Origin of the sequence: Paraburkholderia kirstenboschensis (assembly GCF_904848585.1) — a bacterium.
GTDB classification, from domain to species: domain Bacteria; phylum Pseudomonadota; class Gammaproteobacteria; order Burkholderiales; family Burkholderiaceae; genus Paraburkholderia; species Paraburkholderia kirstenboschensis.
The window spans coordinates 74,611-95,254 of record NZ_CAJHCR010000018.1 but is presented as its reverse complement, the minus strand read 5'-3'; the positions used below and the strand labels follow the sequence as shown (position 1 = coordinate 95,254).

General features: G+C 61.3%; 19 protein-coding genes and 1 pseudogene. 13 read left to right on the top strand and 7 right to left on the bottom strand.

Annotated features, from left to right (window positions below; all coding sequences use genetic code 11):
* Positions 1-330: 330 nt before the first annotated feature.
* Together JMY24_RS31410 and JMY24_RS31405 are read left to right on the top strand one after the other, a co-directional pair.
* Positions 331-2,613, top strand: a pseudogene (locus JMY24_RS31410) (acetamidase/formamidase family protein); the annotation flags it as partial.
* A gap of 81 nt (positions 2,614-2,694) precedes the next feature.
* Positions 2,695-3,096: a RidA family protein gene (locus tag JMY24_RS31405; protein WP_128598749.1), complete on the top strand. Its 402-nt coding sequence runs from the start codon at positions 2,695-2,697 to the stop codon at positions 3,094-3,096.
* Positions 3,097-3,143: 47 nt separating this feature from the next.
* On the opposite strand, the gene JMY24_RS31400 is transcribed toward JMY24_RS31405, so the two are convergent.
* Positions 3,144-3,908, bottom strand: a complete 765-nt coding sequence (locus JMY24_RS31400; RefSeq protein ID WP_128598748.1) for a DeoR/GlpR family DNA-binding transcription regulator — start codon at positions 3,906-3,908, stop codon at positions 3,144-3,146.
* Positions 3,909-4,240: 332 nt separating this feature from the next.
* Here JMY24_RS31400 and JMY24_RS31395 point away from each other — a divergent pair, with 332 nt between their 5' ends.
* The 6 genes from JMY24_RS31395 to JMY24_RS31370 all read left to right on the top strand — a co-directional run bounded on the left by JMY24_RS31395 (position 4,241) and on the right by JMY24_RS31370 (position 10,393).
* Positions 4,241-5,233: a 2-keto-3-deoxygluconate permease gene (locus JMY24_RS31395; RefSeq protein WP_201703498.1), complete on the top strand. Its 993-nt coding sequence runs from the start codon at positions 4,241-4,243 to the stop codon at positions 5,231-5,233.
* Between the two features lie 2 nt (positions 5,234-5,235).
* Complete coding sequence (locus JMY24_RS31390) at positions 5,236-6,570, top strand: four-carbon acid sugar kinase family protein (RefSeq protein ID WP_201703496.1); 1,335 nt, start codon at positions 5,236-5,238, stop codon at positions 6,568-6,570.
* Complete coding sequence (gene pdxA / locus JMY24_RS31385; RefSeq protein ID WP_128598713.1) at positions 6,567-7,568, top strand: 4-hydroxythreonine-4-phosphate dehydrogenase PdxA; 1,002 nt, start codon at positions 6,567-6,569, stop codon at positions 7,566-7,568. The genes JMY24_RS31390 and pdxA overlap by 4 nt, the downstream gene beginning before the upstream one ends.
* Positions 7,569-7,577: 9 nt before the next feature.
* Positions 7,578-8,186: a TetR/AcrR family transcriptional regulator gene (locus tag JMY24_RS31380; protein ID WP_128598714.1), complete on the top strand. Its 609-nt coding sequence runs from the start codon at positions 7,578-7,580 to the stop codon at positions 8,184-8,186.
* 105 nt (positions 8,187-8,291) lie between these two features.
* Positions 8,292-9,446, top strand: a complete 1,155-nt coding sequence (gene yqhD, locus JMY24_RS31375; protein WP_201703494.1) for an alcohol dehydrogenase — start codon at positions 8,292-8,294, stop codon at positions 9,444-9,446.
* A 41-nt stretch (positions 9,447-9,487) separates the two neighbouring features.
* Complete coding sequence (locus JMY24_RS31370; protein ID WP_201703492.1) at positions 9,488-10,393, top strand: NAD(P)-dependent oxidoreductase; 906 nt, start codon at positions 9,488-9,490, stop codon at positions 10,391-10,393.
* Between the two features lie 304 nt (positions 10,394-10,697).
* On the opposite strand, the gene soxR is transcribed toward JMY24_RS31370, so the two are convergent.
* A complete protein-coding gene (soxR, locus tag JMY24_RS31365) occupies positions 10,698-11,168 on the bottom strand; it encodes a redox-sensitive transcriptional activator SoxR (RefSeq protein WP_128585840.1) in 471 nt (156 codons plus the stop codon).
* Between the two features lie 189 nt (positions 11,169-11,357).
* Here soxR and JMY24_RS31360 point away from each other — a divergent pair, with 189 nt between their 5' ends.
* Entirely contained in the window at positions 11,358-11,897 is a 540-nt protein-coding gene (locus tag JMY24_RS31360; RefSeq protein WP_201703490.1) for an NADPH-dependent FMN reductase, read from the top strand.
* Between the two features lie 112 nt (positions 11,898-12,009).
* Positions 12,010-12,327 (top strand): DUF4148 domain-containing protein, encoded by a 318-nt coding sequence (locus tag JMY24_RS31355; RefSeq protein ID WP_201703488.1) that lies wholly within the window; start codon positions 12,010-12,012, stop codon positions 12,325-12,327.
* 97 nt (positions 12,328-12,424) lie between these two features.
* On the opposite strand, the gene JMY24_RS38635 is transcribed toward JMY24_RS31355, so the two are convergent.
* The 5 genes from JMY24_RS38635 to JMY24_RS31335 all read right to left on the bottom strand — a co-directional run bounded on the left by JMY24_RS38635 (position 12,425) and on the right by JMY24_RS31335 (position 17,128).
* Positions 12,425-12,796 (bottom strand): hypothetical protein, encoded by a 372-nt coding sequence (locus tag JMY24_RS38635; protein WP_328809302.1) that lies wholly within the window; start codon positions 12,794-12,796, stop codon positions 12,425-12,427.
* Entirely contained in the window at positions 12,792-13,178 is a 387-nt protein-coding gene (locus tag JMY24_RS31350) for a nuclear transport factor 2 family protein (protein ID WP_128585838.1), read from the bottom strand. Before JMY24_RS31350 ends, JMY24_RS38635 begins: the two co-directional genes overlap by 5 nt.
* A 75-nt stretch (positions 13,179-13,253) precedes the next feature.
* Positions 13,254-14,600, bottom strand: coding sequence for an MFS transporter (locus JMY24_RS31345; protein ID WP_128585837.1), 1,347 nt, complete (start codon positions 14,598-14,600; stop codon positions 13,254-13,256).
* An 89-nt stretch (positions 14,601-14,689) separates the two neighbouring features.
* Positions 14,690-16,222 carry a bifunctional 3-(3-hydroxy-phenyl)propionate/3-hydroxycinnamic acid hydroxylase MhpA gene (gene mhpA, locus JMY24_RS31340; protein WP_128598572.1) on the bottom strand — a complete coding sequence of 511 codons (1,533 nt, stop codon included), beginning with the start codon at positions 16,220-16,222 and terminating at the stop codon, positions 14,690-14,692.
* 54 nt (positions 16,223-16,276) lie between these two features.
* Positions 16,277-17,128, bottom strand: a complete 852-nt coding sequence (locus JMY24_RS31335; RefSeq protein WP_128585835.1) for a fumarylacetoacetate hydrolase family protein — start codon at positions 17,126-17,128, stop codon at positions 16,277-16,279.
* A 146-nt stretch (positions 17,129-17,274) separates the two neighbouring features.
* Between JMY24_RS31335 and JMY24_RS31330 the strand changes: the two genes are divergently transcribed.
* From JMY24_RS31330 to JMY24_RS31320, 3 genes are all read left to right on the top strand, one after another.
* Complete coding sequence (locus JMY24_RS31330) at positions 17,275-17,841, top strand: VOC family protein (protein ID WP_128598573.1); 567 nt, start codon at positions 17,275-17,277, stop codon at positions 17,839-17,841.
* Between the two features lie 118 nt (positions 17,842-17,959).
* Positions 17,960-18,772, top strand: a complete 813-nt coding sequence (locus JMY24_RS31325) for an IclR family transcriptional regulator (RefSeq protein ID WP_128598574.1) — start codon at positions 17,960-17,962, stop codon at positions 18,770-18,772.
* Positions 18,773-19,105: 333 nt separating this feature from the next.
* Positions 19,106-20,539 (top strand): catalase, encoded by a 1,434-nt coding sequence (locus tag JMY24_RS31320; RefSeq protein WP_201703486.1) that lies wholly within the window; start codon positions 19,106-19,108, stop codon positions 20,537-20,539.
* Positions 20,540-20,644 lie beyond the last annotated feature (105 nt).

Here is a 20,644-nt window from a genome sequence, read left to right as displayed (position 1 = left end):
GTGCATACGGGCGTTGCTGGTGCCTGCGCGCACGACCCTCGTGGACGTGCGTGCGCCGGCGCTCGGGGCTCTGCGCCACCGCGATGCACTCGACTCATACTGGTGCGGTTATTGCTCTTTTGGGCGACCCGTATCGCTCGTCGAATCGGTCCTCGGGTAACGGGCGATGCGCTCGTGCGACGGGCGTCTGTTCTGGAGTCAACGTTGGATCTGTTGCGCTTTACTACCGAGTCCTATTCGGAAGCCGAACGGCTTCGCGCCTGGGTGAAAGCGCTTGACACAATGGGATGGCGTAGCGGTGCGATTGCTTCTGTGCGGGCGTTGCGCGGCACGATCCTCGCGCAGCGGTCGCTCGGCGGTTTCGATCTGGGCCTGCTGGCGTCGGTGGCGCAAACGCTCGAACCGAATGCCGCCGGTGGTGACGGCGTGCTGATCGTGCTGCACCTTGACGGTGTAGCGACCCTGCTTGCCAACGGCACGCGTCAGCCTCTTGCAGTGAACGACCTCGTTTATCTGCCGTCGGGCGAAGGTGCCTCGCTGCACTTCGCGACCGATTTCCGCGCTTTTGTCGCCCGTGTACCGCGCTCGGCCATCAGGGGGCGGCTGTTTGCGTCGTCGATGAATGCCGGCCGGATCGCCGGAGATGCCGGTGTCGGGCACGTGTTTTCCGGTTTTCTTGCGTCCCTTGCGGAAGGCGTGGAGATGTTGTCCGCCAACGACCTGCGTCCGCTGGAACTCGCACTGGTCGAGTTTCTCGTGGCGATTCTGTCCGTGCAACAGCGCGAAACGCCGATTAGCGGGCTGACATCGTCACAGGCGGCCATCTTCTCACGCGTGTGCCGCAGTATCGATGCGCAGCTTGGCGACCCCAACATCAGTCTCGCGAGTCTCGCCGCAGTGGAGCGCGTCTCGCAGCGCTACCTGCAAAAGCTATTCGAAACTGCTGGCCAGAGCTTCTCCACGTATTTGCGGCTGAGCCGCCTTGAACGCTGCAGGGCCGAACTCGTCGATCCGCTCCACGAAAAGATGTCGATTTCGGATATCTGCTTTCGTTGGGGCTTCAACGATCCGGCGCATTTCAGCCGTGCGTTTCGCGAGCAGTATCACACCTCGCCGCGCGCCTTCCGTCATGAAGCGAGCCTCGATTTGGCCCGGCGTGTGGTGCAGCGCATTTCGCGCGGATTGCCGCTGAACACGGATGCGCTGCTGGTTCCCGCGCAAGCCGCGGCGCAGGCAGGCGGGCAAGCGCCGTCGCGGGAAGCAACGCTCGACGCTGCTGCCGGTGCGATCGTGGCCAGTCGCCCCGCCGACACGCGAACCGGCTCGGGGCAGGGAATCAGCAGCCGGTCTGGCAAGCCGCGCCACCATCTGTTGCGCGCAACGGCCAACACGGTGCATTGGGGCTATTTCTCACACGACCTGAAGCCGGTGCTCGAAGTCGACAGCGGCGATAGCGTGACGATCGAGACGCTGACACAGCATGCGTCGGACGACTGGGCGCGCATGGTGGCCGGCGATCCGGGCGCTGAAAGCGTGTTCCACTGGACGGCCGAGCGCAAGAACGTGAACCGGCGCGGTGCCGGACCGATCGACGCATCGATCTACGGACGAGGTGCGGGCGAAGGGTTTGGGGTGCATATCTGCACCGGTCCGATTGCGGTACTTGGCGCCGAGCCAGGCGACATACTGGAAGTCAGAATCCTCGAGGTCCATCCGCGGCGCTGCGCGAATCCGCAATTCAGCGGGCGTGCGTTCGGCAGCAATGCGGCCGCGTGGTGGGGTTTTCATTACCGGGAACTGTTGACCGAGCCTAAACCGCGCGAAGTCGTCACGATTTACGAACTCGACGCGGCGCCCCGGCCGGACCAGGGTACGCCCTTTGCGCGCGCGGTCTACAACTACCGCTGGACGCCGCAACGCGATCCGTTCGGGGTCGTGCATCCGACCATCGACTATCCAGGCGTACCCGTCGATCATTCCACCGTCGAGGAGAACTATGGAATTCTCAAGGGTGTCAAGATTCCGGTGCGTCCGCATTTCGGTCTGATCGCGGTCGCGCCGCAACAGGACGGTCTCATCGACTCGATTCCGCCGTCCGCGTTCGGCGGTAACCTGGACAACTGGCGCGTCGCGCAGGGTGCGAGCGTCTATCTGCCGGTGGGGGTTCCCGGCGCATTGCTGTCGGTCGGGGATCCGCACGCATCGCAGGGCGATTCCGAGCTATGTGGGACAGCGATCGAATGCTCGCTGACCGGCAAGTTCCAACTGGTATTGCACAAGAGAGCGACTCTGGCCGGCCAACCGTATGCCGATCTCACGTACCCGCTCGTCGAAACCGCCGACGAGTGGGTGCTGCATGGATTCAGTCATGCCAACTATCTGGCTGAGTTCGGCGCGCACGCGCAGAGCAAGGTCTACGAGAAATCGACGCTGGATCTCGCGATGCGTGACGCGTTCATCAAGACTCGTCGCTTTCTGATGACCACCAAGGGTCTTACCGAAGACGAAGCAATCTCGTTGATATCGGTTGCAGTCGACTTTGGTGTGACACAGGTCGTCGACGGCAACTGGGGTGTGCACGCGATCATCCGCAAGGCCTTGTTCGCGGAATGATCATCTTGTCGTGCGTGCGCGATCGGTCTGCCGAAGCGGTGCGCGCACGATGCTTTCCTTGTTTTCACGGAGTTGTCGCAGATGGATGTATCTACAAAATTCTGGATGGTCGAGGGCGGGCCGACACCGGTAGGCCCGTTCTCCCATGCGACCGAGCACGGCGGCTGGGTGTTTCTCACAGGCCAGATGCCGACGGCGCCGGAAGATGACGACGCACCGCTTCCCGAAGGTGTGGCCGCCCAGACGACGCGAGTGATGGACAATCTGATACTGGTGTTGAAGGGGATGGGTCTGGGCCTCGAACATGTCCTTTCGGCGCGGATTTTCCTGACCGAATTCAAACGGGATTACGCGACGATGAACGCGGTCTATGCAGCTTATTTTCCGACCGGGAGATTGCCGGCACGGACCTGTATTGGCGTGACCGGATTGGCGCGTGACGCCCTCGTCGAAATTGACTTCATTGCTTGCAGGCCGAGTTGAACAGCGACTCGATGCAGCCGTTATACCAGGAAGTCAACGGGCCCATGCTACCGCGCCGTCTCGACAGTCACCTCGCCGTGCAACAGGAATGACGCCATCTCAGGTGCATCGCGACGGGCATCGGTCACGAGCGTCCACTCGCGTTCGAGCGGTGTCCAGTGTTGCTGGCTTGCGCGGTTGAGCTTGTGCGAGGTGACCAGTATGAAGAGTTGAGCGGCCTGCCTGATGATGCATTCCTTCAGGTAGGCCTGCTCCGCCGACGCCTCGCAGAGGCCTCGGTCAGCCACCACGCCGTCTGCACCGAGAAATGCCTTGTCGACGGACACTCGGCTCAAGGCAAGCTGCGCAAGCGGGCCGAGCGTGCTCATGCTGGTGGGACGCAGATCGCCGCCGATCAAGGTAACGGGCACTTCGCTCGCAGCGAGCGTGTTCACGGCCAACAGATTGTTGGTCACAACGCGAACCTCGCGACGGCCGGCGAGCAAACGTGCCATTGCCGCTGTGGTGGTGCCGCCGTCGAGAAAGATAGTATCGCCATCCTGCACATGGCTCACGGCCACGCGTGCGATTGCCTCCTTTTGCTCGCGAAAACTCTCGCGGCGACTATCGAGCGATTCCTCGGGTTCGTGGATACCGAGCGAAGCGGCCGCGCCTCCGTAGGTGCGCACAATGCGCCGTTCGTCGGCGAGCGCGCGCAGGTCGCGGCGGACGGTCGCCTCGGACATGCCGAAGTGCTCGCACAACGCGCTGACATCGGTCATGCCGGAGAGGACGGCCTGCAGCATTGCCTCGCGGCGGTTCGTAACTTTCATGGTGATGATTTGCTTGGATGGTGCACCGTGCAAAGGCGTCGAATCGCGTAAGTGTAATCAAACCGGCCGGCGGGGCAATGGGGCGGGGCAGGCAGGCGCGCGCCGCGCAGATGTGCCCGCCCGCGCCGGCGGCCTGCTGCGTCAAATTGACTAAATTGATTGAATCGATCAATTCAGGTGAAAGCTATCGCCCGCTCCGTTTTCAAAATACCGCTTGGAAAAAGGGTTATTCCGGAAAGATTTGCGCAAAGCGGAGGGCGGGCGTACACTCCGAAATGATTGACTCGATCATCGAAGTGATCAAATCAATCATAATCAACCGAGAGGCAACCATGGCCCAACTACCCATCAAGCGCGCAATCGAACGCGTACCCGGCGGGATGATGATCGTCCCGCTCCTGCTCGGCGCAGTCATCGCCACCTTTCTACCGGGCATGCCGAAATTCTTCGGCTCCTTCACGAATGCGTTGTTTACGGGTGCGTTGCCTATCCTTGCTGTGTTCTACGTGTGCATGGGCTCGTCCATCGATATCAAGGCGACGCCATATCTGCTGAAGAAGGGCGGCGCGCTGTTTGCCGCGAAGGTGGGGTCGGCAATTGTCGTCGGCTTCGTGCTGGGCCATTTTCTTGGCGAGATGCCCGTTTCCTCCGGTCTGTTCGCCGGCATGTCGACGCTCGCGGTGGTCGCCGCGATGAACGACACCAACGGCGGCCTCTACATGGCGTTGATGGGGCAATATGGCAAGTCTGAAGACGTCGGCGCGTACACGATCATGTCGCTCGAATCCGGCCCGTTCCTCACCATGGTCACGCTCGGCGTGGCCGGGCTTTCCGCGTTTCCCTGGCAGACGCTGGTCGGCAGCGTCCTGCCGTTGGCGGCCGGCATGCTGCTTGGCAATCTCGACCGGGAAATGCGCGCCTTTCTTGGCCGCGCCGTGCCGGTCATGATTCCGTTCTTCGCGTTGGCGCTCGGTGCGAGCCTCGACCTGCACAAGGTGTGGCAAGCGGGCCTGCTGGGCATCGGCCTCGGCATTGCCGTGGTGATCGTCACGGGCATTCCCCTTTACCTCACCGATCGGCTGACGGGCGGCACGGGTGTCGCTGGGGTGGCCGCCGCCAACACAGCGGGCAACGGCGCGGCGGTGCCGGCGCTGATCGCCGCGGCCAATCCGGTCTACGCTGAAGCCGCCAAAAGCGCGACGCTGCTGGTTGCCGCGTGCGTGGTCGTGACGGCCATCGTTTCGCCCATACTTACTGCGGCGGTCGCAAAGCGCGCCGCCGCGCGTACGGAAGCGAGCGACTCGACCGTCGGAGCGACACGTTGAGCATGACTAGACTTCTGATCGTCGCCGACGACCTGTCCGGCGCCGCCGATTGCGCGATTGCCTTCGCCGCTGCCGGTCTGCGCACGGCGGTGAGCCTCACGACGGCGCAGGCGATGCCGCACGCCGAAGTGATCGCGGTGGATACCGACACGCGCCGTATGTCACCCGCTGACGCGGCACGTTGCACGGGCGCGGCGTTGCAGATGTACGGCGCGCCGGCCTGCCGGTTGTACAAAAAAATCGATTCCACCTTGCGCGGGAACTGGGCCACCGAAGTCGCCGGCTTGCAGCCGCTCGCGGGGCTTGCCATTGTCGCACCGGCTTACCCGGCGACCGGGCGTACCGTGTGTGACGGCGGGGTCTTCGTGCGCGGCGTTCCACTCGAAGAGACCGAAACCTGGCAGCTCGAACACGCTGAAGGTTCTGCCGATCTCGCGACGATGCTGGAGTCCGCGGGCCTCACCACGGCGCCGCTGACGGTCGCGGCGCTGCGCGGCGATCGGCAGGCATTGCGCGAGACCATCGGCGCAATGATGCGCGGCGGCATGCAGGCGCTGGTCGTCGATGCGCAAACCGATGCGGACCTCAGGGCGCTCGCCGAGGCCACAGCGTCGCTGGACGGCCCGTTCTTCTGGGTCGGCTCTGGCGGACTGGCTCGCGAGCTGGCTTTGGTGAGCGGCCAGTCCGCGCCCGCGCCGGACCAAAACGCGGCGCCGTCACAGATGCACCGGCAGGACGGCGCGGTGCTGATTCTGGTCGGTAGCCTCTCGGCGGTCTCGGAGCAGCAATGTGCAATGCTGCGCGAGCGTGCGGGCATCGCCGAGTTCGTGGTGCCGCCCGCCTTGCTGCGAGACGGCGAGCGGCATCCGGAATGGCCGGCCTGGCAGGCCCGCGTGGCCGCGCACCTTGGCGAACGCACCGATCTGCTGCTGCGAATCGGGCGCGACGAAGCGTTCAATCCGGCCGAAGGTGCGCATCTGTCGAAGGTGTTGGCTGCGCTCGTTGCGCCATCGTTTGCGCATCTCAGCGGACTGATCGCCACCGGCGGCGAAACTGCGCGCGCGATGCTGAGCGCGGCAGGCATCGCCAGTTTGCAATTGCTGTCGGAGATCGAGCCGGGCGTCGCGGTAGCGCGTCCGCATGGCCGCGAGCACCTCACGATTGTCACCAAGGCCGGCGCATTCGGCAGCGCGCACGCGCTGTACGGCGCTTACCTTCATCTGAGGAGCGCGACGGACTCCGCGCGCGGCGGGCCGGAACTCAGCAGCCCGGCCGCCACCTCCGCACCCTCAACGGCTTGCAGCACGAGCCCACGGAATTCAGCCAAAACATTATGAGCAACTACCTTCCTGTCATCGGGATCACGATGGGCGACGCAGCCGGCGTGGGTCCCGAGATCGTGGTCAAGAGCCTGACGCACGAGTCGGTCTATCAGCAGTGCCGCCCGCTTGTCATCGGCGATGCGGCACGCGTCGAGCGCGCGAATGAGATTCTTGGCGGCAGCGCCACCGTGCGTCGTATCGAGAAGGCGTCGGAGGCCCGCTATGAGCCGGGGACCATCGAGTGTATCGACCTCGCGCTGATTCCCGCCGACCTGCCGTTTGGCAAGCTGTCGGCACTCGCGGGCGACGCCGCCTACCGCTACATTGCGCGCGCGGTCGAGCTGGCAAAAGCCGGCGAGATCGACGCGATCTGCACAGCGCCCTTGAACAAGGAGGCGCTGCACGCGGGCGGTCACAAGTATCCCGGGCACACCGAGATGCTCGCGCATCTCACCGGCATCGACGAAGTCTCGATGATGCTCGTCGCGCCTAAATTGCGCGTGATTCACGTGACCACGCACATCGGCATCATCGATGCGATTCGCAAGATCGAGCCGGGCCTCGTGCAGCGCACGATCGAACGCGGTCATGCGACGCTCGTGAAGGCCGGCATCGCCAATCCGCGCATCGCCGTGTGCGGCATCAATCCGCATGCGGGCGAAAACGGCCTGTTCGGTTACGGCGAGGAAGAAGAAAAGATCGTTCCCGCGGTGCAGCGTCTTCGCGAGCGAGGCTGGGACATTGAAGGTCCGTTGCCTGCCGATACGCTTTTCTTCCGCGCCGGACGCGGCGATTTCGACCTGGTGGTCGCGATGTATCACGATCAGGGTCACGGTCCGGTCAAAGTTCTTGGGCTGGAGGCAGGCGTCAATGTGACGGTCGGTCTGGACGTGATCCGCACCTCGGTCGATCACGGCACGGCGTTCGACATCGCCGGCAAGGGCATTGCCGATGAGCGCAGTCTCCTCGAAGCCTTGCGTCAGGGCGCTGAGCTTGCCACGCGGCGAGCCTGAGGCGCGGCGATGGGAGCACTTGTGCGCAGAACCGCGGACTTCCACCAGAAGCTGCTGGAGGCCGGCGTCGCGCTGTTTGCCGCAACCGGTTATCACGGCACTGGCGTGAAGGACATCGTTGCGCGCGCGGGCGTGCCGAAGGGATCGTTCTACAACTACTTCGACAGCAAGGAAGCGTTTGGCGCGGCGATCCTGCGTCACTACGCGGACGAGCAGGCGGCAGAGTGGCAGCAGTATTCGATCGAAGCGGATGCGCCTGATCCGCTGCTCGCGCTACGCGGCATCTACGAGCGCATGGTGGCCGACTATGAGGCTTGCGACGATCGTTGCGGATGCCTGTTAGGCAATTTTGCCGGCGAAATCGCGCAGTCGAGCGATCTGTGCCGTCGTGCGGCTCGCCAGACGGTCGACGAATGGCGCATGCGTTGTGCGGAGTACCTGCGCCGAGGACAGGAGGTCGGTTCGGTGCGCCGCGATCTTCCGGCTGATGCAATGGCAGACCTTTTCTGGAACATGTGGGAAGGCAGCCTGTTGCGGATGAAGCTGGAGGACTCAGTCGAACCATTGAAGGCCTGTGTGCATTCGATGTTCGATCTGTTTTTCAAGTCCCAGCAATAACAGTAGCGAGGTCGGCACGCCGGGCGGCGCGCAATCGCTCTGCGGAGCGCGTTTTGTTCGCAGTTGAGACGACCGGTCATATCAATCCAGGAAAGCAAGGTCCCGATGCAAAACTTCATCTTCCACAATCCAACTCGCATTCTGTTCGGCGAAGGCCAGATCGCCGCACTCGACACCGAGATTCCGGCCAACGCGCGCGTGATGATCACGTGCGGCGGCGGCAGCATCAAGACCAATGGCGTGCTCGCGCAAGTGCAGGCAGCGCTCGGCGAGCGCCCCTATTTCGTGTTCAGCGGCATCGAGCCCAATCCCACCTACGAAACCTTGATGCAGGCGGTCGAGTTCGCACGTGAGCGCGACGTCGACTTTCTGCTTGCGGTCGGCGGCGGCTCGGTGATCGACGGCACCAAGTTCATCGCGGCCGCGTTAAAGTTCGACGGCGAGCCGTGGGACATCCTCGCGAAACAGGTCGAAGTGCGCGACGCGATGCCGTTCGGCAGTGTGTTGACGTTGCCGGCCACGGGTTCCGAAATGAACAACGGCGGCGTGATCAGCCATCGCGCGAAAGGCGACAAGCTGCCGTTTCGCAGCAATGCAACCTATCCGCGATTTTCCGTGCTCGATCCGGTCACGACCTACTCGCTGCCGCCGCGGCAGATCGCCAACGGCGTCGTCGACGCATTCGTTCATGTCGTCGAGCAGTACCTGACCTATCCGGTCGATGCGAAAGTGCAGGACCGCTTTGCCGAAGGCCTGTTGATCACGCTGACCGAAGTGGGCCCGCAGGCGCTTGCCGAGCCGCACAACTATGAGGTGCGCGCCAACCTCATGTGGACCGCGACCCTCGCGCTCAACGGCCTGATCGGCGCAGGCGTGCCGCAGGACTGGGCGACTCACATGCTCGGCCACGAAATCACCGCGCTGCACGGGCTCGATCATGCGCAGACGCTCGCGATCGTGCTGCCGGCCATGCTGAGCGTGCGACGGCAACAGAAGCACGCCAAGCTGCTGCAATACGCGGAGCGCGTCTGGAACATTACCGAGGGCGGCGAGGACGAGCGCATCAGCGCGGCGATCACGGCAACCCGCGTGTTCTTCGAGCGCATGTCGCTCGGGACCCGGTTGCGCGACTATCAGATTGGCGGCAGCTCCATCGGCGCGCTGATCAACAAGCTCGAAGAGCACGGGATGACGGCGTTGGGCGAGCACGGCGACGTGACGCTCGAAGTCAGCCGCCAGGTCTATCAACTTGCAGTCTGAGCGATCCCGTGTCCGCTTGACTGTTCTCCTGGATTATCACCATGAAGATTGGATTCGTAGGTCTTGGCTCGATGGGCGCCGCAATTGCGATGAACCTGGTCGAGTCGGGGCATGAGGTACATGTTTTCAACCGCACGGCCGCGAGGGCGGAGCCCTTGCGCGCCGCGGGCGCACGCGTCGCCACAAGCCCGGCGCACGCCGCGGAGTCGGCTGACGTCGTGTTCACGATGGTCGCGGACGATGCCGCGCATGCCGCCGTCACGTTCGGCGAGGCCGGTATTGCTAAAGCGCTGCGACCGGGCGCGCTGCATATCTCGATGAGCACGATTAGTGTGGCGGCCGCGCAGGATCACGCGACGCGCTACCGCGAAGCGGATCTCCCTTTCGTGTCCGCGCCGGTATTCGGCCGGCCCGACGCCGCGGCGGCGCGCAAGCTCTTCATCATGGCCGCGGGCGACGACGCGCATCTCACCGTCGCGGTCCCGCTTCTCGAGCAACTCGGACAGTCGGTCGGTATCGTCGGCACCGATCCTTCGCAGGCGAACCTCGTGAAGCTGATCGGCAATTTCATGCTGTCCGCGATCATCGAAACTTTGGGGGAGGCGTGTGCGGTGGCCGGCAAGGCGGGCATCGACCCGATGCGCCTAGTCGAATTGCTGACGAGCGCGAACTTCAACGCGCCGCCGTACAAGATCTACGGCCCGTTGATCGCGTCACAGCAGTTCCAGCCGCCGGGCTTTTCGTTGCCGCTCGGCCAGAAGGATAACCGTCTGATGCTGGCGGCCGCCGAGGCGCTGGGTGTGCCGCTGCCGCTGGCGAGCCTCGTGCGCGACCGCTTCCTGACCTTGCGTTCGCAAGGGATTGGCGCCGCGCACGACTGGTCGGCCGTAGCGTTGTGTGCGTTGTCCGATGCGGGCATGAGCAAGCCGGTTCACTTCCCAATCTAGCCGCCCCGCGGCTGATTCGACAGTCTTCACTCTGGGCCCTAGAACGGCTTACTGCTGCCGCGGCTGGCCACGGCAGCAGTAAGCCGTTCTTGGGCTACCATCCGAATCTTTGCCGGAGACTGTCTGCACTGAACGAGGATGCGAGCCCCACGGCGAAGATTGTCATGTCATCGGTCGCTCAGCATGGCTCTTTTCAGACGCCTCTCAGAAATGCGCCACAGCGGTAGTCAAATCAGGGTATCGCGTGGCGGGTTCGTCTGACCTTGGCAATGACCGCGCCGAGAGCATGCAGGCGAATTTGCGTTTATACGCTCTTCGAATTTCCATCCTCAAGCAAGACAGCCCCTGAGTGCCGCTCGCCTAGATGATCTTCTGGATTCCTCAACGGACATTCGCCAAGCGATAGGCAACCGCATCCGATACAGGACTCCAGATTAGTTTTGAGGCGCAATAACGCGTCAATCCGTTGCTGTAGGGCTTCATTCCAACTGGCCGAAACCTGCGCCCATTCCGCGGCAGTGGGTTTCCTATCGTGGGGTATGGCGGCCAAGGCGGCGCCGATCTCGACCAGGGGGACGCCTATCCGCTGAGCTACCTTGATGATCGCTATCCGTCTGAGCATCCCACGGCTGTAGAGCCGCTGATTTCCGTTGGTCCGCGTGGGTTTAAGAAGCCCCTTCGATTCGTAGAAGTGCAGGGTGGAGACCGGAACGCCGCTCCGCCGGGACACTTCTCCGACTGATAGCTGCTGCACGGACGTAAGTTTTTCAGACATAACGCTTGACCTCAACCATGGTTGAGAATTTATAACATGGCTCATTGGAGTACGTGAGTGGCTGGCGAGAACCAGTGCATGCACCGAAAAGAGTATCGCAACCTGAGTTGTTCACGAGACAGGCTTCCGAATTTGTTGTTGCGTCATTTATCGAAATCCGAACGTGGATTTTTTCCAAGGAAAGCAACCATGCTAAAAATAGTTGGTATTGCCGGGAGCATTCGGCGTGAGTCGACCCACACGGCCATTTTGAGAGTTCTGAAGGAGCGGCTTGCCGACAGGGTTGAACTCGATCTTGTCAGCCTGGCCCAGGTTCCCCTTTACGATGAAGACCTTGAACATTCGCCCCCGCAAGAAATCACCACGCTGTGGAATGCAGTAAGAAGCTGTGACGGGATGATCATAGGCACCCCGGAATATAACCATGGTATGTCGGGTGTTCTGAAGAATGCGCTGGACTGGCTTTCGCGACCTTATCGGAATAGTCCGATCAAAGGCAAGGCAGTCCTGACGTTCACGGCTTCTTCCGCATTCACGGGCGGAGTGCGCGCGCAAGCTCAGCTAAATGAAACCATTAGCGCAGTCGAGGCTATTCGTGTTGCCTTTCCTCAAATCGCCGTGGGTTCATCGCACACCAAAATAAATAATGGCGTCTTCAATGACGAAAAAACGATTGAATTCATGCTTGAAGGAGTCGGCAGTCTCATAGAGATGATTGAAAAAAATTAGTCGCGGCTTGATAACGTCTTCTTAACCGGCGTAACTTCGCTCATCTGTTACGTCGGTCTTCTGATAAAGCCGAGAAAGATCCACGAAAGCTTACCTGTGAAGGTTGATCATCATGAAGCCCTTGATTCGAGTATTTGCAGTTACCGCCGCTCTTTTGCTTCCCGTCGCTTCGTTTGCCCAGACGAGCTCTGCAATCACCCCCGCTGAAGTCCGTGCGGAACTGGTCCAAATCGAGAAGCCGGGTTATGGGCAGACGCGCTGCGAGAAATCGCACTGCCCGCAAGACAGTCGAGCCGCTGAAGCAAAGGTGGTGGTGATGAACGGCGCAGGGGGTGGGTCTGGCGGTGTCATGAGCGGATTGTCGCAGTCGGGGCAACCGCGCGACATTCGAATGTCGCCATACTCGCCGCCGATCTACATCCACCCATAGGCGGGCGAAAATACGCAGTCCCACCAGTCCGCCAGGCAAGCATGAAAAGACATTCGTCGAACACATCATGATCCTGCCTGGTTTCTTAACCTTCGGCTCATTCCTGCTCCGATGAACGCAAGAGCAATGAGGTGGTTGTGGCAAAAGCGGCGCGACTCTGGTCATGCAGACGCCCGACCATGACGGTTTGCGGCTTCGACAGTGGGATCTTCGCCGCACCTAATCGGTTGAGGATTTCGAACAGCAGATCGCTCTTGATATCCCCCGTGATCCGGGGGCCGCGGACATAGCCGGTGACGCTCAGCGTGATGCCGTCGGGCGTCAGTTGACTGAATATGACGGATGGCGCCGGATGGTCGAGGATCGACGGGTGCGCGTGATAGGCACCCAGAAGAAGATCGCGAGCCTGTTCAGGATCGGTGTCCAGGCTTACCCCGAAATGGACGGCAACATAGGGATCTGCGTCAATCCGTCAAGCGCCCAGAATGGAGATGCAGCAGTTTCCAGCCGGCCTCGCGTTTGATCCAGATTTCCGTTATGAGCGCGCGAATGTTGAGCTCAGATCCATCGGTCCTGCGCACCAGGGATTGCTCGAGATGGCCCGTCGTGATCACGGTGTCTGGCAGGAACCTATACGCGAGCGGTTGCGGACGCACGATTTGACGCACCTTGATCTTCTCGGTAAGGAAGGACAGATACTCCGACTTGCCATGAACGTAGCCAGCTGAATGGACGAACGTCAGATCGTCGTCGAGTAGCGACGCGAGTTTGAGCAGGTCTCCGGCCACTGTGGCGTCGCAGCGCTGTTGTTCCAACGCCTCGACGGCCGCCTGAATGGACGCATCTTTCATCGTAAATCTCCCGAAAATACTGCATGGATACCTCTTGTCGGAGACGGTGCCGGCCGCGTCGTGGCTCGATTCGGCTCAACGCAACAGTTCGCCGCTCAGTCCATCTGTCTTCGAAGGCGACCCGGCCCGAGACTTTCCCGTCGGCAACCCATAGCTCGCAAGTAGCGCGACCGTGCATGCGGCGATGACATACCAGGCTGGCGCTGCCAAGGAGCCGGTCATGCGAATCAGCATGGTCGCCAGCAAGGGCGCAAAGCCGCTGAATACGACAACGGCCAGGTTGTAAGCCAGCGCGATTCCGCTGAATCTGACCTGGACAGGGAATTGGTCGGCGAGCACCGACGCCCATGTTCCGCTTGCCAGTGAAAAAACCAGGCCGGCAAGCACAAACAGCACCACCGGATTGACGGTATGACTCGCCAGCGCTTCATAGAACGGGTAGCTCAATGCGATCAGTAGCGCCGCTGACGCTCGAAGCAGGTGCCGGCGTGGAATCTTGTCCCCGAGCCAGCCTGCGGCGAGGAGGCCGAAGGAACTGACGATCAGATAAGCGTTCTGCGCAATTGCCGCGGTCCGTGGTGCATAGTGCAGCTGCTGGACGAGGTAGGCGGGCATGTGGCCATAAAGTATGCCGTTGACGCCGGCCATCACGGCGATCGTCAGTGCTCCCGTCGCGACCGCTTTGCCATGACGTCGCAAGGCCTCGCGAAAAGGCTGTTTGACGACAGCTCCGTGCATCTTCTTGAACTCGGGCGACTCGTCCAGATTACGGCGCATCAGGTAGGAAGCGATCCCGCAAACGCCGCCGAAAAGAAACGCGATCCTCCAGCCATACGCCGCCGCGTCCGCGGCGGGCAGGTAGGTCTGGATGCCGAGGTTGACGAATGTGGCGAGCAAAACACCTACGTTCACCGCGCAGATAATAATGCCCGCGGCGAGCCCCGCCCGATGCGGCGCGGCTTCCACTGCATAGGTAATCGCACCAGGCATTTCTCCACCGACGCAAAAACCCTGAAGCATGCGCAGCAGGATCAACAGGATCGATGCGGTCATGCCCCAGCTCTGAAAGTTGGGCAGCAGACCAAGACAGATCGTCGCGGTGGTGACCACAATGATTGAGCCGAGAAACACCGGACGCCGGCCATATCGGTCGCCCCAGCTACTGAGCACAATTCCGCCGAGCGGTCGGATCACGTACCCGATCGCGAGCACGGAGAAAGTAGCCAGCATGCTGACCAGCGACGACGAGTTCGGGAAAAACTGGGCCGCGATGTTATGGGCGAAAAAACCGTAGACGATGAAATCGTAAAACTCCAGCGAGCCGCCAAGGCTTGCGATGAGAATCATCTTCCACTGCGACCGGGACAAGCCGGATGACTGTGGACGGTCGGCGCCGCCGACCGGGTTGCGGGATATTCCCATGACTCCTCCAATTGATTATCGGATTCTTTGTCCGATGGTATACGTGCGTCGACCACGAGACAGCTCGCGTGACAACTGGTTTTGCGGGCTCACATGGCCACGGCACCTTCGGTTTGCAAGCCGGGTACGGCGTGGTGCAAAAGGTGTTGCAAGGATTCACCGTCCTGCGCAATGCCGTACACATAACGGTCGGGGCGTACAAGCACCGCCGGGGCGTTGATCGACTCCAACCACTCGCGAACAGCCGCTCCATCGCTGGCCACAATCCCGACGCCCGCTTGCGCAGCGCAATTGGCGACGTCGGGGCATTCACGGAGCAATTCCTGTCGCGCAAGCAGCGCAAACCGATAGCCGACCACGTCGTCCACGAGTTGTCCGTCCAGCAGGCGGGGTTGCGGTGCGATATGCCCGGCCACGCCCGATGGTTCATCGATCCATGCGCCCGGGCCAAGCCTGGGTTGTGGGGTCACAAAATTGCGAATTGCTGCGCTCATCCCTTCATCACGGACTTCGGCCAGGTCTGGCCTCGTCGTTTGAATGACTGAGCCGAGCTGTACCGCCGTTTCGATAAACAAGCGCACGTGCGGCGAGCGTTCGGATTCGTAGCTGTCGAGGAGGGTGTCGGGCGCTTCGCCATGAATGACGGCACCAAGCTTCCACGCGATATTCGACGCGTCGCGAATGCCGGCTCCCATCCCCTGGCCCATAAAGGGTGGCGTCTGATGTGCGGCATCGCCTGCAAGCAGCAGTCGGCCACGGCGCCAACCGTTCGCCACGACCGAGTGAAATGTATATACGGCAGAACGTTCGAGGCGCGCATCGGCCGGAGAAATCCAGCGAGCGAGTTTGTCCCACAGCCATTCGGGGGACGTGAGTTGCGTCACATCATCACCGGGCATCACCATGATTTCCCAGCGGCGCCGATTTCCGGGACCGCGCGTATAAGTGGTCGGGCGCGCCGGGTCGCAGTATTGGACCGAGTAGTCGCCAAGATCGGGCCGCGGTGCATCGAGCAATACGTCGACCACAACCCAGCGTTCATGCGATTTCAGATCGGTCAATTCGGTGCCCATGAAACGTCGCGCAATCGAGCGCGCACCGTCGCAGCCGACTACATATCGCGCGGTGGTACGTCCAAGTTTGCCGCAGCTCGTATCCTCGAAGCGCAACTGGACGCCATCGCTCGCCTCGTCAAGCGCGAACACTTCGTGGCGCAACCGGACGTCAACGCTCGATTGCTGCGCGAGACGCTCGCGTAACGCATTCTCGAGATCGGGCTGGTGGAACTTGTAACTCGCACTCCACCCCTGTGGTCCGATAGAGGTTGGCCGTTGCCAGTCGATCAGCAACTTGCCATCCCCGTTCACGAATTTCATACCGGGACCCACGAACAGCTTCGGTAGCAGCTTGTCGGTTAAACCGAGGGTTTGGAACACGCGCATGCATTCACCGTCGAAATGCACCGCGCGAGGAAGCGCGAAAATCTCCTTGTCTCGCTCCAGCACCAGCACCCGCAAGCCTTCGATTGCCAGCAGATTCGCGAGCGTCGCCCCGGTGGGCCCGAGGCCGATAACGGCAACGTCGTAGTCGCACGCGTGCGTCGAAATAGTTTTCTCTAACATGTCTTGTTCCGCCAGATAAGACGTCGAGCACTCGAACGCGCCCGGCTACGACTTTTACGCTTCGTCGGCGATTGGATTGGATAGAACGCCGATCCGGTCGACCTCCACTTCCGCCACGTCGCCGGCCTTCATGAACAGCGGTGGATTGCGCTTCGCGCCGACGCCGCCAGGCGTGCCGGTTACGATCACATCTCCCGGAGAGAGCGGGGTGAACGTCGAGAGGTAGGCAATCTGTTTGGCAATGCCGTGGATCAGCATCTGCGTCGTCGCGCGTTGCACTTCCTGTCCATTCAGGCGGGTGACGAGCGTCATCGCCGCGTTGGGTTCGATCTCGTCGCTCGTCACCATCCACGGTCCGAACGCGCCCGTGCGATAGAAATTTTTGCCCGGGCCCCACTGGGTCGTATGAAGCTGCCAGTCGCGCACGGAACCGTCGTTGTAGCAGGCGTAGCCAGCGATGTGATTCCACGCGTCGGCCTCGGCGATGCGTCGTCCCCCGCGCCCGATGATGACGGCAATCTCACCCTCATAGTCAAACTTCTGCGACTCCGGCGGACGCAGCATCGGCTGGCCGTGTCCAACCTGAGAAGCCTGCACCCGCATGAAGATGACCGGATGCTCGGTGGTTTCGCGGTTGGTTTCCTTGACGTGGTCTGCGTAGTTGAGTCCCACGCAAAAGATTTGTTCGGGGTTCGGAATCACAGGCAGCAGCGTGACTTCCGACAGCGGGTAGTCGCCCTGCGTGCCATTGGCGGCCTGCGCGGCCTCGCCGAATGCGTCGGCGGCAATCAGTGCCTTCAGATCCGCATAGCGGCCGCCGAGACGCTTGCCAAGGTCGAACACTGTTTCATCGCGAACGATGCCGAACGATGAGCCAAGGTGGGTAGAGAAGCTGGCGAGTTTCATTGATGCTCCGGATAGATAAAAGTCGATAGGATCAACGCCTCGATTCGTAAAAAAACCGTGCATTTCTCTTATGGTGAGAATAAACTAAATTTATCGAATGCCACAACGTGTTTTTTGTTAGGGTTTATCACTACTTGGAGACAAGCATGAACGTTATGAAGAAAGTGAGGGCAGGGCTGTCCCTCAGTCACATGGGCTTCTATGTAAGCGACATGGCGCGCGTGGAGGACTTTTATACGCGGGTGATGGAATTCACCGTGACGGATCGGGGTTCGCTGCAGACGCCGCACGGTGCTGTGCAGTTGGTATTCTTGAGCCGCGATCCCGCGGTGCATCACCAGATCGTGCTCGCGAGCGGCCGCCCCGAGCACTTGGCGTTCAACCCGATCAACCAGATTTCGTTCACAGCTGACAGCCTTGCCACGTTGAGGCGGTTTCATCGGCAGTTCATTGAAGAAGGCCTGCAGGAAATCAATCCCGTCACCCACGGCAATTCGGTCTCGATCTATGCCCGCGATCCGGAGGGCAACCGCCTCGAGCTCTACATCGACACGCCGTGGTACGTCGACCAGCCGATGCGGGTGCCGGTGGACTTCGGCTTGCCCGATGCTGCGCTGATGGCGGCTGTCGAACGCCACGCAAGAACGCTATCGGGATTCAGGCCGCGAAGTGTCTGGCAAACCGAAATGGCCGAGCGCATGGGGCTTGCATAAGCGTGGCGCTGCGTGGTTCGCGTGCGACTGTTTCCGCGCGGTGGTCGTCGAAGGCGTCAATGGTGATCTTGCCAGTGGATATAATTCCGTTCACACACGAGGAGGCGCAGCGCAATAGATGTCGAGCATTACGAGACTTTTATCCATACTTGAGCTGTTTTCGGAGGCGAAGCCGTTCTTGTCCGTCGAAGACGTTGCCGCCGAACTCGATTGCTCAGCCCCAACGGCTTATCGCTATGTACGCGAGCTCCTGGATGCTGGGTTGCTCATCCGGTTTGCAGGAGGAGACTATGGTCTCGGCCCTCGCATCATCAAGCTTGACTACCACCTGCGCATGTCGGATCCGCTGCTTGCGGTCGGGCAGCCGATCATGCGTGAGTTGAGTGAACACTCCGGCTTCGATGTGGTGATGTCGCGGTGGTACGGTAACGAACTCGTGGACACGCATCGTGAGACTCACGGCGCGGCGCTTGACCTCCGGTACGGCCGGGGCCGTCCTCGCCCCCTGTTTCTCGGCGCCGCTCCAAAAGCGATCCTGTCCACCTTTCCGAAGGCCAAGCTCGCGGTCCTGTTCGATCAGTATGCTCACGAGATCGCGCAGAGCGGCCTTGGGGCGACACTCGACGAGTTTCGCGCGTCGCTGCTCAAAATCCGGCGTGCCGGTTTTTATCTGTCGAGGGGCGAACTGGAAAGCAGCGTTTCTGCACTGGCGTCGCCGCTATTTACGGACGACTCCGGTGAAGCAGTCGGTTCGCTTGCGGTAATCGTGCCGACCCAGCGACTCGAATTTGCCAATCTGGACCGTCTTGTCGAATCGGTCCGGGAGGCAGCGGCGCGAATCTCGCAGCGTACGTGTGCGTTGGTTGAAAGTCGGGGGACCGGAGCCATCACGTCGTCGCACGCCGTTGCGCGAGCCAAGCCGTCCGCATGATGGCCGTCAAGTGAGCGTCATTCGATCCCGCTCGCGCACTTGAACCTCTGTGTGTTCGGGGGAATTCGTCACGGTTAGCTGCGCTGATTGTGTTGTCCTCGAGCGCGCCCAAGCCGAAGCGGGCGGACGGGGCGTTGATGGCGGTGGGAACTACGCGCGTGGATACTGTTAGGATTCTTGCGAGATTTTTTCTGCTGCTTAAAGATTGAACTTCCCTGTATATGGACGAATCCTCTATCGGGAGTAGCAATTGTCATAATTTCTTGTCCTATCTAATGTTGGTCGCGAGCCACTTTCCAAACCCGCCCGAAACTACCCTTTGAGGACCTAAGCATGTCAGATCGTACTCTTACGAGCGCTGCTGGCGCCCCCGTCGCCGACAACCAGAATTCGATGACGGCCGGCGTGCGCGGCCCGGTTGTCCTGCAAGACGTATGGCTGCTCGAAAAACTCGCTCACTTCGATCGCGAAGTGATTCCCGAGCGCCGCGTTCATGCTAAAGGCTCGGGCGCGTTCGGCACGCTGAAGGTGACCCACGATATCTCGCGCTACACCAAGGCCAAAGTGTTCGCCGAAGTCGGCAAGGAAACACCGCTCTTCATGCGTTTTTCGACGGTGGCCGGCGAACGCGGCGCGGCCGACGCGGAACGCGACGTGCGCGGCTTCTCGATCAAGTTCTACACAGAAGAAGGCAACTGGGACGTGGTGGGCAACAACACGCCGGTGTTTTTCATCCGCGATCCGCTGAAGTTTCCGGACTTCATCCACACGCAAAAGCGTGACCCGTACACCAACCTGCGCAGTAACGTTGCCGCGTGGGATTTCTGGTCGCGTCATCCGGAGTCGCTGCATCAGGTGACGATCCTGATGAGCGACCGTGGTATTCCGCAGAACTTCCGTCAGATGCACGGCTTCGGTTCGCACACGTACTCGTTCATCAACGCGAACAACGAGCGCTTTTGGGTGAAGTTCCACTTCAAGTCGATGCAGAGCATCGAAAACTTTACCGATGCCGAAGCGGCGCAAGTGGTCGCGCAGGACCGTGAAAGCGCGCAACGGGATCTGATCGGCAACATCGACGCGGGCAAATTCCCGAAATGGCGCTTCGCGATTCAGGTAATGCCGGAGGCGGAAGCCGCGGCGTATCGCTTCAATCCGTTCGACATCACGAAGGTGTGGACGCAGAAAGACTATCCGTTGATCGACGTCGGCACGATCGAGCTGAACCGCAACGCGGCCAACTATTTCGCGGACGTCGAACAGGCGGCGTTCACGCCGGCTAACGTGGTGCCGGGCATCGGCTTCTCGCCGGACCGGCTGTTGCAAGGGCGTCTTTTCTCGTATGGCGACACCCAGCGCTATCGGCTTGGTGTGAATCATCATCAGATTCCTGTGAACGCGTCGCGCTGCCCGTTCCAGCATTCGTTCCATCGTGACGGCGCGATGCGCACGGACGGCAATCTCGGCGGCAACGTGAACTACGAGCCGAACTCGTTCGGCGACTTCGCACAATACCGCAATGCGGCCGAGCCGCCGCTCGCAGCTGGCGCGGTGGGTCGCTACGATCATCGCGACGACGATGACTACTACAGCCAGCCGGGTGCGCTGTTCCGTCTGTTCGATGTGGCGCAACGCGCGCGGCTGTTCGGCAACATCGCGCGCCACATCAACGGCGTGCCGCTGACGATTGTTGCGCGTCAGATCGAGCATTTCCGTCAGGCCGACCCGGCTTATGCGGAAGGGGTAATCGCAGCGCTTGGGCGGTGAAACGAAGCGGCCGAAGCGAGATAAGTCGACGGACGGGTTCTGCGCGGCAGTAAGGGCGTCTGACGCGCGTCCCCCCTCGTTTTCGCGGCCCAGGCAATAACTCTC

Bases quoted from the DNA above. Each gene is read 5' to 3' on its own strand.
- JMY24_RS31390 (WP_201703496.1), top strand. From the start codon at position 5,236: ATGACTAGACTTCTGATCGTCGCCGACGACCTGTCCGGCGCCGCCGAT.
- JMY24_RS31370 (WP_201703492.1), top strand. From the start codon at position 9,488: ATGAAGATTGGATTCGTAGGTCTTGGCTCGATGGGCGCCGCAATTGCG.
- JMY24_RS31350 (WP_128585838.1), bottom strand. From the start codon at position 13,178: ATGAAAGATGCGTCCATTCAGGCGGCCGTCGAGGCGTTGGAACAACAG.
- JMY24_RS31380 (WP_128598714.1), top strand. From the start codon at position 7,578: ATGGGAGCACTTGTGCGCAGAACCGCGGACTTCCACCAGAAGCTGCTG.
- JMY24_RS31320 (WP_201703486.1), top strand. From the start codon at position 19,106: ATGTCAGATCGTACTCTTACGAGCGCTGCTGGCGCCCCCGTCGCCGAC.
- JMY24_RS31345 (WP_128585837.1), bottom strand. From the start codon at position 14,600: ATGGGAATATCCCGCAACCCGGTCGGCGGCGCCGACCGTCCACAGTCA.
- pdxA (WP_128598713.1), top strand. From the start codon at position 6,567: ATGAGCAACTACCTTCCTGTCATCGGGATCACGATGGGCGACGCAGCC.
- JMY24_RS31330 (WP_128598573.1), top strand. From the start codon at position 17,275: ATGAACGTTATGAAGAAAGTGAGGGCAGGGCTGTCCCTCAGTCACATG.
- JMY24_RS31355 (WP_201703488.1), top strand. From the start codon at position 12,010: ATGAAGCCCTTGATTCGAGTATTTGCAGTTACCGCCGCTCTTTTGCTT.
- mhpA (WP_128598572.1), bottom strand. From the start codon at position 16,222: ATGTTAGAGAAAACTATTTCGACGCACGCGTGCGACTACGACGTTGCC.
- JMY24_RS31405 (WP_128598749.1), top strand. From the start codon at position 2,695: ATGGATGTATCTACAAAATTCTGGATGGTCGAGGGCGGGCCGACACCG.
- JMY24_RS31395 (WP_201703498.1), top strand. From the start codon at position 4,241: ATGGCCCAACTACCCATCAAGCGCGCAATCGAACGCGTACCCGGCGGG.
- JMY24_RS31325 (WP_128598574.1), top strand. From the start codon at position 17,960: ATGTCGAGCATTACGAGACTTTTATCCATACTTGAGCTGTTTTCGGAG.
- soxR (WP_128585840.1), bottom strand. From the start codon at position 11,168: ATGTCTGAAAAACTTACGTCCGTGCAGCAGCTATCAGTCGGAGAAGTG.
- JMY24_RS31360 (WP_201703490.1), top strand. From the start codon at position 11,358: ATGCTAAAAATAGTTGGTATTGCCGGGAGCATTCGGCGTGAGTCGACC.
- yqhD (WP_201703494.1), top strand. From the start codon at position 8,292: ATGCAAAACTTCATCTTCCACAATCCAACTCGCATTCTGTTCGGCGAA.
- JMY24_RS31335 (WP_128585835.1), bottom strand. From the start codon at position 17,128: ATGAAACTCGCCAGCTTCTCTACCCACCTTGGCTCATCGTTCGGCATC.
- JMY24_RS31400 (WP_128598748.1), bottom strand. From the start codon at position 3,908: ATGAAAGTTACGAACCGCCGCGAGGCAATGCTGCAGGCCGTCCTCTCC.